The 19,714-nt window shown below is 72.2% G+C and carries 15 protein-coding genes; 8 read left to right on the top strand and 7 right to left on the bottom strand.

All coding sequences use genetic code 11. From position 1 onward, the window contains the following. Window positions 1–94: 94 nt before the first annotated feature. Complete coding sequence (locus ACTMVF_RS11365; protein ID WP_403344008.1) at window positions 95–883, bottom strand: creatininase family protein; 789 nt, start codon at window positions 881–883, stop codon at window positions 95–97. A gap of 41 nt (window positions 884–924) precedes the next feature. On the opposite strand from ACTMVF_RS11365, the gene ribA reads away from it, so the two are divergent. Further along, window positions 925–1,593 (top strand): GTP cyclohydrolase II, encoded by a 669-nt coding sequence (gene ribA / locus ACTMVF_RS11370; RefSeq protein WP_441270820.1) that lies wholly within the window; start codon window positions 925–927, stop codon window positions 1,591–1,593. A 183-nt stretch (window positions 1,594–1,776) separates the two neighbouring features. Here the strand turns inward: ribA and ACTMVF_RS11375 are convergent, their stop codons facing one another. From ACTMVF_RS11375 to ACTMVF_RS11385, 3 genes are all read right to left on the bottom strand, one after another. After that, a complete protein-coding gene (locus tag ACTMVF_RS11375) occupies window positions 1,777–3,009 on the bottom strand; it encodes a serine hydrolase domain-containing protein (protein WP_441270821.1) in 1,233 nt (410 codons plus the stop codon). A gap of 66 nt (window positions 3,010–3,075) precedes the next feature. Then, entirely contained in the window at window positions 3,076–4,425 is a 1,350-nt protein-coding gene (locus ACTMVF_RS11380) for an MFS transporter (protein WP_441270822.1), read from the bottom strand. Next, entirely contained in the window at window positions 4,422–5,012 is a 591-nt protein-coding gene (locus tag ACTMVF_RS11385) for a TetR/AcrR family transcriptional regulator (RefSeq protein ID WP_441270823.1), read from the bottom strand. Before ACTMVF_RS11385 ends, ACTMVF_RS11380 begins: the two co-directional genes overlap by 4 nt. 77 nt (window positions 5,013–5,089) lie before the next feature. Between ACTMVF_RS11385 and ACTMVF_RS11390 the strand changes: the two genes are divergently transcribed. The 3 genes from ACTMVF_RS11390 to ACTMVF_RS11400 all read left to right on the top strand — a co-directional run bounded on the left by ACTMVF_RS11390 (window position 5,090) and on the right by ACTMVF_RS11400 (window position 9,738). Then, a complete protein-coding gene (locus ACTMVF_RS11390; protein ID WP_441270824.1) occupies window positions 5,090–5,539 on the top strand; it encodes a PPOX class F420-dependent oxidoreductase in 450 nt (149 codons plus the stop codon). A 165-nt stretch (window positions 5,540–5,704) separates the two neighbouring features. After that, window positions 5,705–6,019 (top strand): trypco2 family protein, encoded by a 315-nt coding sequence (locus ACTMVF_RS11395; protein ID WP_441270825.1) that lies wholly within the window; start codon window positions 5,705–5,707, stop codon window positions 6,017–6,019. Next, window positions 6,016–9,738 (top strand): hypothetical protein, encoded by a 3,723-nt coding sequence (locus ACTMVF_RS11400; protein ID WP_441270826.1) that lies wholly within the window; start codon window positions 6,016–6,018, stop codon window positions 9,736–9,738. The genes ACTMVF_RS11395 and ACTMVF_RS11400 overlap by 4 nt, the downstream gene beginning before the upstream one ends. Before the next feature lie 40 nt (window positions 9,739–9,778). Here the strand turns inward: ACTMVF_RS11400 and ACTMVF_RS11405 are convergent, their stop codons facing one another. The 3 genes from ACTMVF_RS11405 to ACTMVF_RS11415 are packed head-to-tail and all read right to left on the bottom strand — an operon-like array spanning window position 9,779 to window position 13,815. After that, window positions 9,779–10,963 carry a glycosyltransferase family protein gene (locus ACTMVF_RS11405; protein ID WP_441270827.1) on the bottom strand — a complete coding sequence of 395 codons (1,185 nt, stop codon included), beginning with the start codon at window positions 10,961–10,963 and terminating at the stop codon, window positions 9,779–9,781. Window positions 10,964–11,001: 38 nt separating this feature from the next. Continuing rightward, window positions 11,002–12,348: a nucleotide sugar dehydrogenase gene (locus ACTMVF_RS11410; RefSeq protein ID WP_441270828.1), complete on the bottom strand. Its 1,347-nt coding sequence runs from the start codon at window positions 12,346–12,348 to the stop codon at window positions 11,002–11,004. A gap of 6 nt (window positions 12,349–12,354) precedes the next feature. Then, window positions 12,355–13,815: a glycosyltransferase family 4 protein gene (locus ACTMVF_RS11415; protein WP_441270829.1), complete on the bottom strand. Its 1,461-nt coding sequence runs from the start codon at window positions 13,813–13,815 to the stop codon at window positions 12,355–12,357. Window positions 13,816–13,894: 79 nt separating this feature from the next. Here ACTMVF_RS11415 and wecB point away from each other — a divergent pair, with 79 nt between their 5' ends. From wecB to ACTMVF_RS11435, 4 genes are read left to right on the top strand one after another with little or no spacing between them, the layout of a single operon-like run. Continuing rightward, window positions 13,895–14,983: a non-hydrolyzing UDP-N-acetylglucosamine 2-epimerase gene (wecB, locus tag ACTMVF_RS11420; protein WP_441270830.1), complete on the top strand. Its 1,089-nt coding sequence runs from the start codon at window positions 13,895–13,897 to the stop codon at window positions 14,981–14,983. Next, the gene (locus tag ACTMVF_RS11425; protein ID WP_441270831.1) at window positions 14,976–15,662 is read left to right on the top strand and encodes a class I SAM-dependent methyltransferase; all 687 of its coding nucleotides are present in this window, start codon (window positions 14,976–14,978) and stop codon (window positions 15,660–15,662) included. Before wecB ends, ACTMVF_RS11425 begins: the two co-directional genes overlap by 8 nt. After that, a complete protein-coding gene (locus ACTMVF_RS11430) occupies window positions 15,662–17,470 on the top strand; it encodes a hypothetical protein (protein ID WP_441270832.1) in 1,809 nt (602 codons plus the stop codon). Before ACTMVF_RS11425 ends, ACTMVF_RS11430 begins: the two co-directional genes overlap by 1 nt. Beyond that, window positions 17,467–19,650, top strand: coding sequence for a glycosyltransferase family protein (locus tag ACTMVF_RS11435; protein WP_441270833.1), 2,184 nt, complete (start codon window positions 17,467–17,469; stop codon window positions 19,648–19,650). Before ACTMVF_RS11430 ends, ACTMVF_RS11435 begins: the two co-directional genes overlap by 4 nt. The last annotated feature ends 64 nt before the right edge of the window (window positions 19,651–19,714 follow it).

The following is a 19,714-nucleotide window of genomic DNA, read 5'->3' on the forward strand; positions in this document are numbered from 1 at the left end:
TGCCCGGCGCCCTCGTCCTCGTCGCCCGCTGGTACACCGGCCTGCGTAACGGCTCCGGGACTGCCGCGAGCGAGGCGGCCCCGGAACCCGCCCGCTATGCCCTTGCGTCTCCCGTGTCCCGTACGGAATCGTCCGCGGAGGTCAGCAGTGACACATACGCGCCGAAGGAATCCGCGAGGCTCGCCAGCAGCCGCTTCCCCTTTTCCGCGGAACCCAGCGAAGGACGGCCTATGACACCCGAATCGGTATAGGCGGACATACCGAGGGTGAGGAGATGGCGACGGTCGTCCGCCACGAAATCGGAAGTCTCATGACCGGGTCGGATCAATTCGGGATGAGTGTGCAGAAGGATGGAGGTCTCAATTTCCCCCGCGTGCATGTCGGTGAGCAACGAGGTCTCCACACCCGCCCGCTCCCGCGCCGCCTCCCAGTCCTCCGCGGCCGGGAACAGCGCCATCCGCTCGCCGCGCGCGGAGGACTCCTGAACGACATTGCCCAGTACGTAGTTCCCGCCGTGCCCGTTGACCAGCACCAGGGCGTCCACGCCGGACCGGCGGAGCGAAGCCGCTATGTCCCGTATCACCGCATGAAGGGTCACTGAGGAGATGCTGACGGTCCCCGGCCAGGCCGCGTGCTCGTGCGAGCAGGAGATCGTCACCGGTGGAAGGAGGTGCACGGGATACGTGGCGGCTATCTCGCGCGCGACGGCACACGCCACGAGCGTGTCGGTCGCCAGCGGAAGGAACGGACCGTGCTGCTCGAAGCTTCCGACGGGCAGGACCGCGACCTGTCGTGAAACGCCCGCGCCTCGCGTCCGTACGTCTTCGGTGGTGTCCGCAGGCACCAACGAGTGTGCCGTCGGCCGCGTTTTTGAACCACTCATCTTTTCCCGGCCTTTCGTCTCTGCTTAGGAACTGAAGAATCATGACAGAAAAAATTGGCGTCCTCGGCAAGAAGTCCGCACAGCGTGCACAGCGTTCCGGCGTGGAACGCGTGGTGAATGCCCCCTTGCCCACCGTGTACGGGGAATTCCGCGCGATCGGTTACCTCGACCACGACCGCGGTGACGAGCAAGTGGCCCTCGTCTACGGTGAGATAGGCACGGAAGACGTGCTCACCCGGTTGCACTCCGAGTGCCTGACGGGCGACGCTTTCGGCTCGCAGCACTGCGAGTGCGGCGACCAGTTGGCCTCCGCGCTGCGCGCGGTCGTCGCCGAAGGGAGCGGCATCGTCGTCTACCTGCGGGGCCACGAGGGCCGCGGCATCGGCCTGCTCGCCAAGCTGCGGGCGATGGCGCTGCAGGCGGAGGGCCTGGACACCGTCGAGGCCAACCTCGCGCTCGGCCTGCCGGTGGACGCCCGCGACTACGGCGTCGCCGCCGAGATCCTGCACGACCTGGGTGTGGACAGCGTCCGCCTGATGTCCAACAACCCGCGCAAGCGCGAGGCGTTGCTGCGGCACGGCATCCAGGTGGCCGAGACGGTCCCGCTGCTGATCCCGCCGTGCGAGAACAACATCACCTACCTGCGCACCAAGCGGGAGCGCCTCGACCACCACCTGCCCCATCTGGACGCGGTCGCGCACTTGTCCTGACGAGGCGCTCCGCTGGGTTGTGCCGCGATGGGAATGGCCGCGATGGGCCGTCGGTCGTGTGCGGCTCCGTCGTGGCTGGTCGCGCCCGCACGACGGAGCCGCATGTCGGTGAACTCCCGTTGGGGGGGCAGGGAGTTCACGCTGCGCGTGGAGAACTAGGGGCACACATGGGCCAGTAGGGGCTCAGTCGGCCGTGACGGCCTCGTGCACGAGCCGTTTGAGGTCCTGGAACATGGTGTGCGAGGTCCTCGGCCGTACCTGCGTCATGAACTGCACCGTCAGGTCACGGCCCGGGTCGACCCAGAACGTCGTGGTCGCGACCCCGCTCCAGCCGTAGGTGCCGAGCCCGGCCGGGGCCTTCGTACGGGTCGGGTCGATCACCACGGAGACGCCCAGGCCGAAGCCGAGGCCGTCGTTGCCGGGCTCGTCGTGGGCGGGGCGGCTGCCGAAGGCACGCAGGTCGGCGCCGCCCGGAAGGTGGTTGGACGTCATCAGGTCCACCGTCTCGGGGGCCAGCAGACGGGTGCCGTCGAGTTCGCCGCGGCGGCGCAGCAACTCCATGAAGCGGTGGATGTCGTGCGCGGAGGCCGCCATGCCGCCGCTGCCGGACAGGAAGCGGGGGCGGCCGTGCAGGGGGAGCCCGGGGATCGGCTCGATGCCGCCGTCCTCGGTCTCGCCGTACAACTCCGAGAGCCTGCCCGCCTGTTGGTCGCTCACGCAGAAGCCGGCGTCGGTCATCCCGAGCGGCCCGAAGATCCGCTCGGCGAAGAACTCGTCGAGCGGCCGGCCGGACACGACCTCGATGACACGGCCCAGGACGTTGGAGGCGACCGAGTAGTTCCACTGCGTCCCCGGCTCGAACTGCAGCGGCAGGCGCGCGTACACGTCGACCGTCCCGGCCAGGTCGGAGCCCGGCAGCACCGCCGAGTCCAGGTTGGCGTCGCGGTAGAGGGCGTCGACGGGATGCGTGTGGTAAAAGGCGAAGGTCAGTCCGGCGGTGTGGGTCATCAGGTGCCGGATGCGTATCGGCCCGTCCGCCGGGCGGGTCACGGTGTCGGCGCCCGATCCGCTGACGTACACCCGGGGCTCGGCGAAGGCGGGCAGATGGCGGTCGAGCGGGTCGTCGAGCGACAGCTTGCCCTCCTCCACCAGCAGCAGCGCGGCGACCGAGGTGACCGGCTTGGTCATGGAGTAGATCCGCCACAGCGTGTCGGCCTCGACGGGCAGCCCGGCCGCCAGGTCCCGGTGGCCGTGCGTGGTGAGGTGGGCGACGCGTCCACCGCGGGCGACGGACACCAGGTAGCCGGGCAGACGTCCCTCGTCGACGTAGTGGGCGAAGTGCTGGTCGAGGCGGTCCAGCGCCTTCCCGTCCAGTCCGACCTCGCCCGGGTCGACCTCTTGTGTCAGCAGTGCCATGGCTACTCCTCCGAATGCGTACGACGAGGTGCGCTCCGGCATACCCCGCCGGACCGGCCTCGGATCTCATCGTCGCGCAGGAACAGCTGTACGGTCCTTCGATTGGCCATGATCGTCGGATGCCGTTCCGGAGCGTCCGGGCAGCTTCCGGCCCAGCGCCGCACCGGCCAGGGCGACGGCGGCGAGGACGCTCAGCGGGAGTTCGGGGCCACCGCCCGACCCCATGAGGGCGGTCGCGGCGGCCACGCCCAGCACCGGCCCCAGGTTCATCGCGGTCTGCTGCAGTCCGCCCGAGACCCCGGCCCTCTCGACGGCGGCCTCCCGTACGACGACGTGCGTCGCCGTCACCATCACGGTGCCGAACCCGGCTCCCACCAGGGCGAACGCGGCGCACAGGGCAGGTGTGGCCGACGCGCGGGAGAGGGCGAGGATCCCGAGTGCGAGGACCGTCATCGCCGCCACCGTCGTACGCCGGGCCCCGGCCCGGCGCAGCGGCACCGCGCACGAAGCCGCCGCGAGCACCATCAGCAGGGCCAGCGGCAGGCTGACCAGGGCGCTGCGCAACGGGTCCAGGCCGAGCGTGCCCTGCAGCAGGAACGTGCCGACGAACAGCGTTCCCGACAGCGCCGCCGACGCGGCCACCAGCATGCCGAGCGCCGAACCGATCGCCGCCGAGCCGATCACGTCGGGTGGCAGGAGCGGGCTCGCGGTGCGCCGCTCGTGCCGGACGAAGGCGGCGCCGGTGACCATGGCGGTCGCGGCGGTCCAGGGCCACCCCGGCAGCGCGACGAGGGCGTGCACCAGGCAGGCCAGGGTCACCGCGAGCAGAAGGGCGCCGGGTAGGTCGAGCCGGGCGGGGGAGGCGCTGCGCACGGGCCGTACGGCGAGGGCGAGCCCACCGAACACGACGGCGGGTACGACATTCAGCAGGAACACGGCCCGCCAGCCCGGCCCGGCCACCAGTGCGCCGCCCAGGACCGGCCCGACAGCCGCCGCCACCCCGATCGCGGCGGTCCGTACGGCGATCGGCGCCCGCAGCCGGTCGGGCGGGAACACGGCCCGCAGCATTCCGAGCGTGGCGGGCTGCGACAGCGCCCCGAACACGCCCTGCACGACTCGCAGTGCGACGACCCAGCCGACACCGGGCGCCAGGGCGATGCCGGCCGACGCGGCCCCGAAGCCGAGCATGCCGATGCCGAAGACGCGATGGTGCCCGTACCGGTCGCCGAGCCGTCCGGCGAACACCAACAGGCTCGCCACCGCGATGAGATACCCGGTGCTGGTCCACTGGACCCGAGCGAAGGAGGCGCCCAGGTCGCGTTGCAGGGTGGGCTGGGCGAGGGTCAGGACGGTGCCGTCGAGCGCGACGATCACGGCGCCGACGACGCTGCTCGCGAGAGTGAGGCGCGGGTTCACTCGCCCACCGGCCCGAGGTGTGCGTCCAGGGCCGAGCGCAGCAGGGGGGCGAAGTCATCGGCGCCCGTGGCGAGTTGGAGGCTGCCCCAGCCCCACAGCTGGGCGATGCCGTGCAGGTTGGCCCACAGCGCGCCCGCCACGAGCCGCGCGTCGACATCGGGACGTACCCGGCCGACCAGCTCCACCAGGCGGCCGAAGAGGGGAAGGCTGGTGTCCCGCAGGCCCAAGTGGCCGCTCGCCAGTAGGTCGTGACGGAACATCAGCTCGTACATGCCGCGATTGCCCAGCGCGAACTCCAGGTAGACGCGCCCCAGCGCGACCAGCTCCGCACGAGCACTCGCCGTACCGTCGCCGACCGCAGCCGCAGCCGCAGCCGCAGCCCGTCGCGCCAGCTCGTCGAAGCCGCGGCGTGCGATGGCCGAGAGCAGCTCCAGGTGGGTGGGGAAGTAGCGGCGCGGGGCGCCGTGCGAGACACCGGCCCGGCGGGCGATCTCCCGCAGGGTGAGCGCCTGGGCGCCTTCCCGGGTCACGAGATCCACGCCCACGTCGACCAGCCGGGCCCGCAGCCCCGTATCGGATTCCTGCATAGACAGTGTCTACCATGATCGAGTAGACAGTGTCTACGAAGGGAATGCGCGGACCTCACGGCGGGGTTGACCCAGGCATGACCGAGGACGCCACCCAGAACGCACTGCTCGCACTGCTCTCCGAGGGCCACGGCGGGGTGCTGGCCACCCTCAAGCGCGACGGCCGGCCGCAGCTGTCGAACGTCGGCCACGCGTACTACCCCGACGAGCGGATCATCCGCGTCTCGATCACCGACGACCGCGCCAAGACGCGCAATCTGCGCCGGGACCCCAGGGCGTCGTACCACGTCACGTCCCCCGACCGGCGGGCGTACGTCGTCGCCGAGGGCACGGCGGAGCTCTCGCCGGTCGCGAAGGACCCGTACGACGCCACGGTCGAGGAACTCGTCCGGCTCTACCGGGACGTCCTGGGCGAGCACCCCGACTGGGAGGACTTCCGGGCGGCGATGGTCCGGGACGGGCGGCTGGTGCTGCGGTTGAAAGTGGAACGGGCGTATGGGATCCCGAAGGGGGGCAACCGGGGGTGAGCGGCTGATTGACGCACCGTCATCTTCACCTCCCGCCGTGTCCGCTGCCCGCGAGTGATCGAGTTGCCTCGCCGGGGGAATCCCGAAGAATTGCTGGGAGAGACATCTCCCGGCGAAGCCCGAATTCGGGTGAGGAACTCCTGCGTGAGGCGAGGGAGTACCGCGATGGCAGACGGACAGCAGGTGGACCGGGCCGATGGGTTGGGTCTCGCGGACATGATCGCCGCGCTGCGCACCGAACTGGAGGAGGCTCAGCGGCGCGCAGCGGCGGAGAGCCTGCGTTTCGGGATCACCGATGTCGAGGTCGAGGCCATGGTCCAGATCACCCGGAACACCGCGGGCAGGGCGGGGGTGCAGTTCTGGGTGCTCCAGGCGGGCGGCGAGCACGCGCGCGGCAATGCCACGACGCACCGGATCAAGCTGAATCTCAAGGTGCCCGCCACCACTTTCATCGCCGACAAGGCGGAAGACGCACAATGACCGGGCTGGACGCCGAGCGTTTGGTGTCGCTTTCCGCGGAGGGAAAACGGGGCTCGGGATACCTGCTGACGCCGAATCTCGTCCTCACGGCCGGTCACTGCGTCGGCTCCAAGGGGGCCGCGGTCACGGTCCGCAAATACTGTCGCCGTGAGGGCAGTTATGAACTCCCGGACGATCGGCAGACCTTTCTGGTCGCGGTCAAGGGAGACGCGGAACTCGACTGCGCGCTCCTGGAGTCCACCGTGGACGACCCGTTCCGCACGGGACAGGGCGGCCGGCGCGACGAGGTGCGGTTGGGGCGTCTGGTCGGTGAAGACGCCGTTCCGGCGCAGGCGCTGGGCTTTCCGCGGTCCGGCGTGACCGAGGCCGGAGCGAGGCGGTGGGTGAACGTGGAGGACGTCCGGGGAGCCGTCCTGCCGCTCACGGGGTCGAGACGCGAGGTGCGGCGGCTGAACTTCCAGATCCGGACGGGAGGTTCACCGGCCGTCCAGGGCTCGTCGCTGTGGAGCGGTATGTCGGGTGCGGCTCTGTTCGCCGGGGATCACCTGGTGGGCGTGATCACCGAGGACCGCGCCACGATCGAGGGACGGCTGACGGCACTGCCGGTCGACGCGATCATCGGTGACGACGGCCTCGACGAGGCGAACGCGTGTCTGCTGAGGGCGAGCGGGGAGGCGGCCCCCGCGCGGGTCGCGCTCGACCCCGTATGGGCGGGCGGCGAGAGTCTGACGCCCGCGTACAGCCCGCTGCCCCTGCGCGATCAGTGGTCCGAGGCCGACCTCCTCGAGTCCCGCCATGGCGTCGTGCCCTTCCGGGGCCGCACCGAGCAGCTGGACGCGCTGGTCGACTGGTGCGAACGCGGTGACGGACAGCGCATTCGCCTGCTCACCGGGGGCGGCACCGTCGGCAAGTCCCGACTCGCCCGTGAGCTGTGCCGCACGATGGCCGGGAGGGGCTGGGTAGCCGGGGTCGTCGACCCGCTGCACGTGGCGTTCTCCAGTGTCTGCGCCCTGAAGGAGCGGCGGCTCCTCGTCGTCGACGACGCCGATGCCCACGCCGGTCAGCTGGACGCTCTCCTCGCCGAAGCGGCCGAGCACCACGGCCAGGACGCGTTGCGCGTCCTGGCCGTCGCCCAGCGGGGCGGACTGTGGTGGCAGGCGATCCGACGCCGGTACGAAGCACTGGTCGACGCGGAAGATCCCCCGCCGCTTGTGCCGCCGCGTGAAGCCGACCGCGAGGACATCTACCGTGCGGCGGTCACCGCCTTCAGAGGTTGGTACGCGCAGAGCGACCCCACCGACGCCCCGGCACAGACCGCCTCCCGGCCCGGCAGCGAGGCCGTGGCCGATGAGGAAGCACAGGACGAACCGGGCGTGCCCGGACTCGAAGGGCCCGACTTCGGCAGCTACTTGCTCATCCTGATCCAGGCGCTGGTGGACGCACGGATCAGCATCGGCAAAGTGCCCTCGCGGGCCACCGGACCACCCTCGCGCTCACGCGCCAACGCGTTGCTGGACTACGCCATCGACGTGGAGCGACAGAGATGGCAGACGTCCGCCGAGCGACACGAACTCCCGCACGACCCCGTCCTGCTCGAACGGATCGTGGCGGTCTGCAGCCTGGCGGTGGCCGACGGCGAGACCGACGGGGAACGGGAGACCGAAGCCGCGCGCCGGCTCCGGCTCGTCCCCGACCTCGCCGACGAACCGGAATGGCTCACCCGCGCGTTCGCCCGCTGGCAGCACGCCGAGTTCACCGGCGACGGCTACCTGCGTTCGCTGCAGCCGCTTCGGCTCGCGGAGCGGCTCGGCGCCCAAGTGATCGCCACCTTCCCGGAGTTGGCCACCCAGCTGCTCGATGTCGGTGGCGGAGGACCGGGAATACCGGACGACCCGACCGACCAGGCACGCCAGATCCTGAACGTGCTCCACGTCCTGCAACTCACGGCAGGCTCCGACGCGGCCCGGCCCGACGACACCATGGCGGCCGAGAACAGCATGGCGGAACCGGCCGGGGACACCGGACGCGGCCCGTCCGCCCAACAGCGGGCCCGTGGGGCGCTGGAGCGGGCGCTGCGCGACCACGCCGTCCCTGTCGTCAGGCTGGTCAAGCAGGTCGCCGTCACCGATCAGGACCGGTTCGCGAGCGCCATCGGCACATCGCTGGCCGCCGCACTGAACTCCACCCTGCACAAGGAGTCGGCGCAGGAGGTCGCCGCCCAGGTCCTGCGGGAGTTCGACGCCACCTGCGCGGACGTGCTGCTGGAACTCGCCACGGCCGTCGCGGAACACGCGGTGCACTTCCACCGGCGTGCCGACGCACCGCCCACGCAGGACAACCGCAGGGAACTGGCCCAGGCGCTGCAACGGTGGTCCCTGTACCTGGCCAGTTCGGGCCTGCGCATCCGGGCGCACGAGGTCGCGGGGCAGGCGGTCGACACGTTCCACGCCCTGCAACAGCTCAGCCCGTCCGAGGAGCACGAGTTCTACCTCGCCGAAGCCCTCAAGGACCTGGCGGACCGGCTCGTGGACGTCGGACGGTTCGAGCACGCCGACAACTGCGCCGGGGACGCCATACGACGCCTGGAGGCGCTGTATCAGCGCGACCCCACGCGCAGGCACGCCTTCGGCCTGGTGAAGGCCCTGTGCACCCGGGCCACGGCGGCCCACCGGGTCGGCCGCCAGCGCGAGGCGCTGCAGGCGGCGAACGAGGCGTGCGACCTGATCGAGCAGTTGCCGCAGCCGGGCGAGGGCGACGCGCACGAACCGGACGAGATCCAGAGCATGAGGGCGTTCGCGCTGCGCGGCCTCGCCTGGCAACTCGGCGCGAGCGGACACGTCGACCGGGCGGTGGCGAAGGGCATCGAGAGCGTCGAGGCGTACGAGGCTCTGCGCCAGGGGGCTCCGGGCCTGTGGAAGCGGGACATCGCCGAAGCCCTGTCCGTCCTGGGCGTCCAGCACGGCGCCAGGGGAGAGTGGGACGCCTGCGTCGCCCGGCACAGCGAAGCCGTGGACGGGCACTACAAGGCACTGGAGCGGGAGTACCGCGAGGCCGTACGGCCGCAACACGCTCTCGCGCTGGGCCGGTTGGCGCAGGCGTACCTGGGCCGGGCGCGGACCCGGTCGGGCGAGCGCCGGCACGAGGACCTGCAGCGGGCGTTGGATCACGTCGAGGAGGCGTTGGACCAGTACGAGAGGATGCGCAAGGAGGACCGATGGGCCAACCGCGTCCATGAGGCATGGACGAGCTCGCTGGAAGCGGAAGTCCTGCTCGCGCTCGGCGGCACGGACCGGCAGCACCGCGGTGCGGCCGTCACGCGGCAGAGCTTCGGACGGGCCGAGGCCGCTGCCCGGCGGGCCCTGTCGCTGTACGACGAGATCGACGTACGCGCCTGGAAGCTGAGGTTCGCCCGAGCGCACGCACAGGCGCTCCTCGCCAAGTCGTACGGGGGCAGGGGCCGCCCGCGGGGCAAGGTCCTGCGCGCACACGAGCAGGCCAAGCACGCGTTCGCCCGGCTCGACGCCGAGGAACCCGGGCGGGCCGAGGACGAGTTGCTCAGGATCGAGAACGCGATCGAGGGCCTCAAATCGACCGGCCCGCCGGTGCAGCCCCGCGCGCAGCCCGCGGTGAGCCGGTCGAGCAATCGGCGTAGGCGGCATCAGCCCAAGCCCCGTCTCAAGGGCCGTCAAGGTGCGCATGTGCGGCGCAGACACCGGTGACACGGACGCCCCCCGCACTCGGGACCCCGCACCCGGGACCCTACTGAGGACCCGGACGGGTACCGGCTGGTGCGGTGTCGGCGGGCTTGGTCCGACGACCAGCGGGCGTCGGGTTCGCGGACGCCTCCTTCGCCCAGGCCTCCAGGCACATCGCGAACTCGGTCGCCCGGTCGGCCCAGTTGAGGTCGGAGAGCGCCGCTTCCCAGCCCCGTACGGCCGCGCGGCGGCGCATCTGACGGTCGGCACGCAGGTGTCGTACGGCCATGGCCGCCGTGGCCGGGTCCTCGTAGGGGACGACGAGGCCGCAGCCGTAGCGCTCGATCAGGTCGGCCGCCAGCGGGGTGGGTGTGGTGACGACGGGGATGCCGTGGGCCATGTACTCCACGGCCTTGGTGGGCCGTGAGTGGCGGTAGTTGGGCTGGTCCCGCAGGAGGGACAGGCCGGCGAGGGCGCCGGAGAGCAGACCGAGGGCGCGGTCGTTGGGCAGGTACCCGTGCCAGCGCAGCACGCCGTCCCGGTCGGCCTCGGTGAGCGCGTCCCGGATGTCGGGATCCGCCGCGCCGATCACCTCGACCCGGATGTCGGGCGCCAGCAGCCGTGCCGTCTCGATGAGTTCCAGCGCGCCCCGCTCCCGCGACAGGTGCCCGAGGTAGACGGCCCGGTCGTCGCCCGGCGGCTCGGGCGGCTCGGGCGGCACCGTCGCGAGGTTCGCCACGACGGGATGCGGACGGCCGAAGCGGTGCTGGTAGGCGTCCTCGGCGAGCAGCAGCCGCAGGTGCCGCTCCGCCAGCCGTTCGGCCGCCCGTACGGCCAGTCGGAGCGGCGGCCGCAGTGGCCTCGGCACCCAGTGCTTCATCACCAGCGCCGCCGCCGTGTCCTCGTGCACGTCCCACACGGTGACGGGAGCGCGTCCCGCGCGCCGCCAGCCGCGCAGCGTGCCGGGCAGGGCCAGCAGCAGTTCGGGATCGTGCAGCAGCACCACGTCCACCGTCGGTCCGCGCTCGGCCAGCAGCACGCGGGCCGCGCGGAGCGCCGCCCGGCGGTCCCGGCCGGTGGCCCGGGGCAGGTCCACGCCCTCGACGTACGGCCGCGGTGTCACCTCCCGGGCCGCGAACGGCGCGGCGTACACGATCCGGTGGCCGCGCTGCCGCAGGGCGGCGATCTCCCGGTGCAGGATCCGCGCGTCCTCGGGGTGATGGACGACGGTGACGACGAGTATCCGCATCAGCGCACCTCTCGAAGTGGCCCCGAGCTCCAGGCCGGTCACAGCACCTCGACCCCGGGCCGGAAGATCCGCCCCCGGGTGTCGAACAGCAGCCGGGCCGCGTCGCCGAGGGCCGGCAGGTCGTAGGCCGAGTGGTCCTGGAGCAGGATCGTCAGGTCGTGCTCGCGCACCGCCGCCATGACGTCGTCGACGCGTGGGACGCTCACCCCGTCCACGGACCACAGCCGCACGTGCGGGTCGTGGAAGGAGACCTCGGCGTCCCGCTCCCGCAGCAGCCGCGCCACCGGCACCGCCGGCGACTCCCGCTGGTCGGCCACGTCCGGCTTGTAGGTGACCCCGAGCAGCAGTACCCGGGAGCCGTGCAGCGGCCGGCCGGCGGTGTTGAGGAGGTCCTGGGCACGGCGTACGACGTACTCCGGCATCCGCCGGTTGATCTCCTGGGCGAGTTCGACGAACCGGAACTCGTAGCCGAGCGACGAACGCACCTTGTACGACAGGTAGTTGGGGTCGATGGGAATGCAGTGCCCGCCCACGCCGGGACTGGGCCGGAACGACTGGAAGCCGAAGGGCTTCGTGCCGGCGCAGCGGATCGCGTCCCACAGGTCGACGTGCAACTCGTGGCTGATGACGGCCAGTTCGTTGACCAGGGCGATGTTGACGTGCCGGTAGGTGTTCTCCAGCAGCTTGGCCATCTCGGCCTCGCGGGTGCCCTTCGCCTGGACGACGGTGTCGACGAGCTTGCCGTAGAAGGCGACGGCGCGTGCCGCGCAGGACGGTGTGCAGCCGCCGACCACCTTCGGCGTGGTGCGCAGCCCGTGCGCGGTGTTGCCGGGGTCGATGCGCTCGGGCGAGAAGGCCAGCGAGAAGTCGACGCCGGCCCGTAGTCCCGACTCCTCCAGGAGCGGCCGTACGACCTCCTCGGTGGTTCCTGGATAGGTGGTCGACTCCAGTACCACCAGCTGTCCGGGCCGCAGCCGGTCCGCCACCGTCCGTGTGGCCGAGACGACCGCGCCGAGGTCGGGCCCGCCGTCCTTGCCGAGCGGCGTCGGCACACAGATGACGACGGTCTGGGCACGGGCCAGACAGGCGGGGTCCGTGGACGCGCCGAAGCCCGCCGCCCGCATCCGCAGGACGTCCTCGTCGCAGACGTCGTCGACATGGGAGTGTCCGGTGTTGAGTGCCTCCACGACCCGGGGATCGCGGTCGAAGCCGACGACCCTCAGGCCGACCGACGCCGCCTCGCGCGCGAGCGGCAGTCCTACGTAGCCGAGCCCGATCACCGCCAGATCGCTGTGATCGGGCCGTTCTGCTTGCCCGAGCGGTTCGCTCTCTCCCCCGAGCGGTTCACCGTCTTCCCCGAGCGGTCCTGTCTGGTCCACCTGCATAGGGATTCACCCCGCATCAAGGCATCCGAGGGTGCGGTACGCGTCACGGGTTGTGGCGGCGACCCGCTTCCAGGTGCGGTCACGCGCGACCATCGCGCGGGCGGCTGCTCCCCACTCAGAGCGCCGATTTCGACTGTAAAGGAGTATTTCCAGCTCATCAGCCCAGGAATGTGGTGATTCAGGCTTGATTAGCCTTCCGTTCACCTCGTGTTCGACCAGTTCCCTCAGTGCTGTGACGTCACTGGCGGCCACGGGAACACCGCTCGCCATCGCCTCGACCGGCTTGAGGGGGGTCACCAGATGGCAGACGCGCTCGTCGGTGCGGGGCACCGCGAACACGTCCAACACGGCGTGAAAATCCCGCACTTGGGAGTGCGGCACCCGGCCGGTGAACAGGGCGACCCCGTCGTCCAGACCCAGCCGGGCGGCCAGCCGCTCCAGCCCGGCGCGCTCCGGACCGTCGCCGACGATCAGCAGCCGCAGCGGGACGCCACGCCGGATCAGTTCTTCACCCGCATGGAGCAATGTGTCGATCCCCTCGTGCGGGGTGAGACTGCCGACCGTGCCCACGACGAACTCGTCCGGCGCGATACCGAGCCGTGCCCGCACGGGCGCTCCGTCCGGCAGCGGGGCCAGGAAATCGTCGTCCACGGCGTTGGGCACGATCAGGACCCGCTCCTCGGGCACTCCACGGCCCACGATCTCGGCCTTCATCGCCTCGCCCAGCGTCAGCACCAGATCGGCCTCGCGCATGCAGAACGTCTCCAGCGCACGCCGAGCCCGGTACGTCTCGTCGTCCCGGCTGCGGCCCGGCGCCTGCGTCAGCCACGTCTCCTCCAGGAAGCCCCGCACCTCGTAGACCACCGGCAGCGCGAAGGTCTCCCGCAGGGCGAGCGCCACGCGCCCGTTGCCGTGGTCGGACGCGGCGTGCAGCACGGCGGGCCGCAGCCGCTCCACCAGCCGGGCGGCCAGTTCGGCGTTCCGCGCCAGCGCCGCCGCCTGCCCGTACGGCAGCCGGAGCGGAAGCAGCCGGTGCTGCGGCACCCCGCCCACGCGCTGCGACGGGCGGGCGTCCAGCACCCCCTGCGTCACGGGGAAACCGATGCGTGTCACGACATGCGGGTCCAGCCCGGCCGCCGACTGGGCCTCGGCGAGCTTCTGCGTGCGCACCGTGTAGCCGGCGTGCCGGAACGGCAGCCCGTTGGTGACCAGGTGGAGCACCCGGCCCGGTACGGGTCGAAACCGCCGGCCGGGCGGTGCGGGCACCCGCGCGGCGGACGGCGCCGCGACCGGCCCCGCGGTGCGGGCGCGCGCGGCGAGCCGCCGTTCGAGCGGCTGTAGTCCGCGCCGGGCGCGGCCGGGCAGCAGGCGCATCGCGAGCAGAGTCGCCCGCAGCGGGTCCTGGCGCAGTTCGCCAACAGCCACCGAGGCAGCCAGACTGAGGGCGCGTGGGACATTACGTGACATATCGCCAAGGTAGGCCGCCAGGGCGGCCACGGCCCGGTAGGGGCGCACGCAGCACACCCCGGAATCGGAGGTAACGGTTATGAACGGCTGCGTACTCCATGTGGTCGGTACCCGGCCCAACTTCGTCAAGGCCGCACCGGTCGTCGCCGCTCTCGGTGCGGCGGGCTGCGACCAGGTGCTCGTCCACACCGGGCAGCACTACGACGAACGGATGTCGGACATTTTCTTCCGGCAACTCGGCCTGCCCGAACCCGACACCGACCTCGGCGTCGGCTCCGGCAGTCACGCCCGGCAGATCGCCGACCTGCTGGTGGCCCTGGAGGCCGAACTGACCGCCCGTGCACCCGCGTTGGTCACCGTGTACGGCGACGTGAACTCGACGCTGGCCGCCGCGCTCGTCGCCGCCAGAGCGGGCGTCCCGGTGGCGCACGTCGAGGCCGGGCTGCGCAGCTTCGACATGTCGATGCCGGAGGAGGCCAACCGGCGTCTGGTCGACCAGCTGGCGGAGCTGTTGTTCGTCACGAGCCCCGAGGCCGTCGGCCACCTCGCCCGCGAGGGCATCGCCGCCGAGCGGGTGCACTTCGTGGGCAACCCGATGATCGACACCCTGCTCACCCATCTGGAGCACTTCGACCCGGTGGCCGCCCGTGCCGCACACCGACTGCCCGAGCGCTACGGCGTCGTCACCCTGCACCGTCCCGCCAACGTCGACGACCCGGAGGCCGCCGCGGCCGCCGCCCGCGTCCTGGCCGAGGCCGCCCGCCATCTCGACCTGGCCGTACCGCTGCACCCACGCGGCAGGGCGGCGCTGAGCGCGGCGGGCCTCGCGGACGCGCCGGGCGTGCACCTCCTCGACCCGCTCGGCTACGTCGAGTTCATGAGCCTCGTACGCGGAGCCGCGGCGGTGATCACCGACTCGGGCGGTGTGCAGGAGGAGACGACCGTCCTGGGCGTCCCGTGCCTGACCCTGCGCACCACGACCGAACGCCCGGTCACGGTGACCCACGGCACCAACCGGCTGGTCACGCACGGGGAGTTGGTGCCGGCACTCCGCAAGCTCCTGGACGGTGGGGGAGTGGCGTCCGCGGAGGGACCGCCCCTGTGGGACGGCCGGGCGGGCGGCCGGATCGCCCGCGTCATGACCGCGTGGCTGGAACGCCATGGCTGACGGCACGCGGACGCACCGGGACGCCACGCCTGATGACACCCGGACGTACTGGGACGCCCGCCACAGCGACCCCGACGAGCTCGCCTCCGGTGGGCACACCGGGCTCGACCGTCCCGGCAACGAGATCTTCTACGCCCGGCGGCTCGGCACGCTGCTCTCCCTCATCGGCGACCTGGCCAGCCCTCCCGCCCCGCTGTTCGTGCTCGACGCCGGCTGCGGCAAGGGCTACTTCGCACGCGCCCTGGCCCGCTGCGGCCATCGGGTCGACGCCTTCGACATCAGTCCGCCCGCCGTCGACCACGCCCGCGCCGAGGCGGGCGGCCCGCGTTACGCCGTCGCCGCTCTCGACGAGTGGCGCAGTCCGTGGCCGTACGACATCGTGGTCTGCGTGGACGTCCTGTTCCATGTACCGGACGGCCAGGCGTGGGCGGCCGGTCTGCGCAACATGGCCTCCCTCATCCGCGTAACCGGCCGCCTGATCGTCACCGATATCGCCGCCGACGTCGTCACCGCCGAGGCCACCGCCGAGCGCACGACCTCCGGCGCCCGCATCGTGCACCGTCCGATCGCCGCCTACCGTGCCGAACTCGAGCCGCTCGGCCTGCGGCACACCCTCTCCAGGCCGTACGGCTTCCGGGAGAACCGGGTCGGCTTCCACGTCTTCACGAGGACCCGCTGATGCGCCTGACCGACCTGCTCCATCCGCACCTCGACGGCGTCACGACCGTGGTGGACGCGACTCGCGGCGGCCTGAGCCTGGAGCCGTACCTGCACCTGCCACCGGGCGTCGCCCTGCGTGTTGACGATGAACAGCCCGTCGACGCGGGGCAGTTGGCGCTCCTCTCGTACGGTCCCGACGCCGAGCTGCACGGAAGCGAGGAAGCCTGTCGGGCCGTACTGGCACGCATGCGGCCCGGTGCGCGCGGGCTGATCGTGCTCGGTCACCGTGTATCCGAGCTCCCTTACCACCGGCTTCTCGACCATCTCGTGGCCCACCGCTGCCAGGTTCTGCGCACGGCCCCCCTCGACTACGTCCATCTGCACGCGGGCGCGGTCATCGCGCGCACGGACGAACTCCTGCCGCCGCACGACTTCTTCGGTCGGCCGGTCCCCGCCGACGGCCACGCCACGGCGCTGCGACTCGCCGACGAGTACGTCTTCGCCGACCTGGCCTCCCGGTCCCTGCGCGCCCGGGTGCTGGATCTGGAACGGACCGTCGAGGAGGCGGAACGCACCCGCGATGCCGCCGGGCAGGACGGGCTCGCCGAGCGGCTGGCCGCCGCCGTACGGGAGAAGGAGCAGCTCGCCGCGGCGCTGCGGGCCGCCCGGGACCGGGTCGATGTGCTGCAGGCGCGCGTGGCCATGCTGGAGGGCTCGACCTCGCTGCGGGTGGGCAAGGCGCTGGTGATGGCCGCGCGTTCGCCGAAGCGGGGCGCGGCCCGGCTGCCGGGGGAGCTGTACGGCCTGTGGCGCGGGCGGCGGCGCGCGGCCGGACCGGTGCCCGAGAAGGCGCCGAAGGACCGGGCCGAGCCGGACGCACCCGTCGACGGTCGTTTCCACCTCGCTCATCGCGCCCTGACCGTGGCACCCCGCGACCGTCTCGTCGTCGCCGGTGTGCTCACCCCCTCAACCGCCGAGGACTTCGCGGCGGACGTGGTCGTGAACCGGCTGCTGCCGCACGACGGGCGGCTGCTCGTGCAGCGCACCGACCCGGACGTGCTCGTCGTGCAGCTCAGTGCCTGCGCGGGCGACGGGCCCTGGTCGCTCACCGGCACCGGGCTCGCCCCCGACCTGGACCGCACCCTCGCCGAACTGATCGCCGAGACAAGGGTGATGGGTCGGCAGGTCGTGCTGTGGCGGGACGGTCCCTTGTCCGCCGCGCCCGGGCTCGCCCGGCTCGCCTGGGACGCCGTCGTCGACGCGGACACCGGCGTACGGCTCGGGCGGCTGGACCCGGTCGCGGAGGGCCGGGAGCGGCTGCGCGAGGTGTTCCGGGCGGACAGCACACGGGTGCGGCTCTCGCGGCTGGCGAGGGTGGTCGGGGGCCCGGATCCGCTGGACGAGCGGCGCGTCGCCGTGCTGGCCGCGCCCCGGGACCGTACCGACATCGCCCGGCTGGTCGGCCAGGTGCTCGGCCAGCTGCACCGCCCGGTCGAGGTCGTCGTACCCGATCCGGCGGGGCTCGACGAACTCGTCGCCGCCTCGGTGGCCGTACGCCGGGGGGAGCCGCTGGCGCCCTGGGTCGCCGACTGGACGGACCTCGCCGAGGACCGGCCGGACACCCTGCTGCTCGATCTGATGTGCGCCCAGGAGTACTCCGGCGCCGACGCGGTGGGCCACACGCCGGCCGCCGACGACTACGTCTTCGTACCGTCGCTGCGACCGCTGCTGGTACGCCGGTCGCTGCACATGTCCGGTACGGAACCCGGCAGTTGGGCCGGTCAGGGACACCGTCTGTTCGCCGTGCGCGGGAAGGAGCCGTCATGAGCCGTACGCTGCGGGCGCTCGTCTACGGCGATGTGGACCTCAACCTCATCGACGGATCCGCCGTGTGGGCGCAGTCGACGGTGCAGGCCCTGTCCCGGGCGGGCTGCGAGACCGGGCTCGTCCTCAAGTCCCCCATCCGCACCGGCCGGTTGACCGACCCGCTGGCCGAGCTGCCCGGGGTCGCTCTGGTGTGTCCGCACGAGGAGCGGCTGCTGCCGGGCCTGGCCGACCGGCCCATGTCGCCGGTGCAGGCCGCACAGGTGCTCACCCGGCTCGACGAGGACGACCCCTGTGACCTGCTGGTGCTGCGCGGCCGGCGGCTGGTCTCGCGGATCGTGGCCGACGGCCGGTTCGACGGGCGGATCTGGGCCTACCTCACCGACATCCCGCAGTCCGCCGCCGAGATGACCGAGGAGGCCCGTGCGGAACTCGCCCGTATCGCCGAGGCCTCGCACCGACTCCTGTGCCAGACCGAGGAGTTGCGCTGCTTCCTGGAGACCTGGGTGCCCGAGGCATGCGGCAAGTGCGTGCTCAGTTCGCCCGCCGTGCCCGAGCCGGGCTTCCCGCTGCCGGACCGGGACGGGCCGCACGATCCACTGCGCCTCGTCTACACCGGCAAGTTCGCGCCCCGCTGGAACACCCTGCCCATGACCCGGCTGCCGGAGCTGCTCGCCGAGCGAGGTGTTCCCGCCGAACTGCACACCGTCGGCGACAAGATCCACGACGACACATCCCACCCCTCCTTCCAGGCCGACATGGCGCGGGCGCTGGCCGGCACGCCCGGCGTCCACCACCACGGCGGACAGCCGCGCGAGGAGGCCATGCGCATCGCCGCGGACTGCGACGTGGGCCTCGGCTGGCGGGACCCGGTGCTCGACTCCAGCCTCGAACTGTCCACCAAGGTCCTGGAGTTCGGGGCGCTGGGCCTGCCCGTGGTACTCAACCGCACACCCGCGCACGAGGCGTTGCTCGGCGTCGACTACCCGCTGTTCGTGCCCGGCCGCGCCGGACTCGACGACGCCGCCGAAGCCGTGGTGAGGGCGGTGCGCGAGCCGGAGGCCCGCCGTCTCGCGGCCGACCGCTGCCGCGAGGCCGCCCGGCACCACACCCTGGACCGAGCGGCCGCCCGCTGGCGCGCCCACCTCGACCGCGCCTTCCCCGCCGCACCCACCGAGGTGACGGGCCGCGGCCGACTCCTGCGCGTGGGGGTCGCCGGGCACGACCTGAAGTTCCTCACCCGGCTCCTCGACCACTTCCGGTCGCTGCCCGGTCTGGAGGTACGGGTCGATGCCTGGCCGGCGCTGTCCCGCCACGACCCGGACGCGAGCCGTGAACTCGCCGACTGGGCGGACGTGGTGATCGTCGAGTGGTGCGGTCCGGCCGCCGTCTGGTACAGCCGCCACAAGCGGCGCGGCAGCCGGCTCGTCGTACGGCTGCACCGCTTCGAGCTGGACGCCCCCTGGCCCGGCCAGGTCGACATCGACGCCGTCGACCGGGTGGTGTGCGTCAGCCCGTACTACGCCCGGCGCACCCGCGAGCACACCGGCTGGCCCGACTCGAAGGTCGTGGTCGTCCCCAACTGGGTGGACACCCACCAGCTCGACCGCCCGAAGGCACCGGGCGCCCACCACCGCCTCGGCATGATCGGCATCGCACCCAGCCGCAAACGCCTCGACCTCGGCCTCGACGTGCTGGAGGCGCTGCGCGCCCGGGACCGGCGCTGGCATCTGTCGGTCAAGTCCAAGCCGCCCTGGGAGTACTGGTGGATCTGGAACAAGCCCGAGGAACGTGAGCACTACGACGCCGTACTGCGCCGTATGCAGACCTCGCCGCTTCTGGAAGGCGCCGTCGTCTTCGACACCTTCGGGCCGGACGTGGCGGGCTGGCTGCGGCGGGTCGGGCATGTGCTGTCCACCAGCGACGACGAGAGCTTCCACCTCGCGCCCGCCGAGGGGATGGCCTCCGGCGCCGTACCGTCACTGCTGCCGTGGCCCGGGGCGGACGAGATCTACGACCGGCGGTGGATCCACGACACCCCCGAGGCGATGGCGGAGGCGATCGCCGCGCTCGGGGAGGACGGCTGGCGGTCCGCCGGGGAGCTGGCCCGCACGCAGGTCCGGGAGGGCTTCTCCCTGGAGCGGGTCGCACAGGCCTGGACGGAGCTGCTCGTGTCGGGGTGACGCCGCAGTCCCCGGAGCCGTCATGGCGTCCGGGGACTCCGGGGGGTTCGTGCGGGATCAGCGC

The sequence above is a fragment of the Streptomyces sp. SD31 genome (genome assembly GCF_052068475.1).
GTDB lineage: Bacteria > Actinomycetota > Actinomycetes > Streptomycetales > Streptomycetaceae > Streptomyces.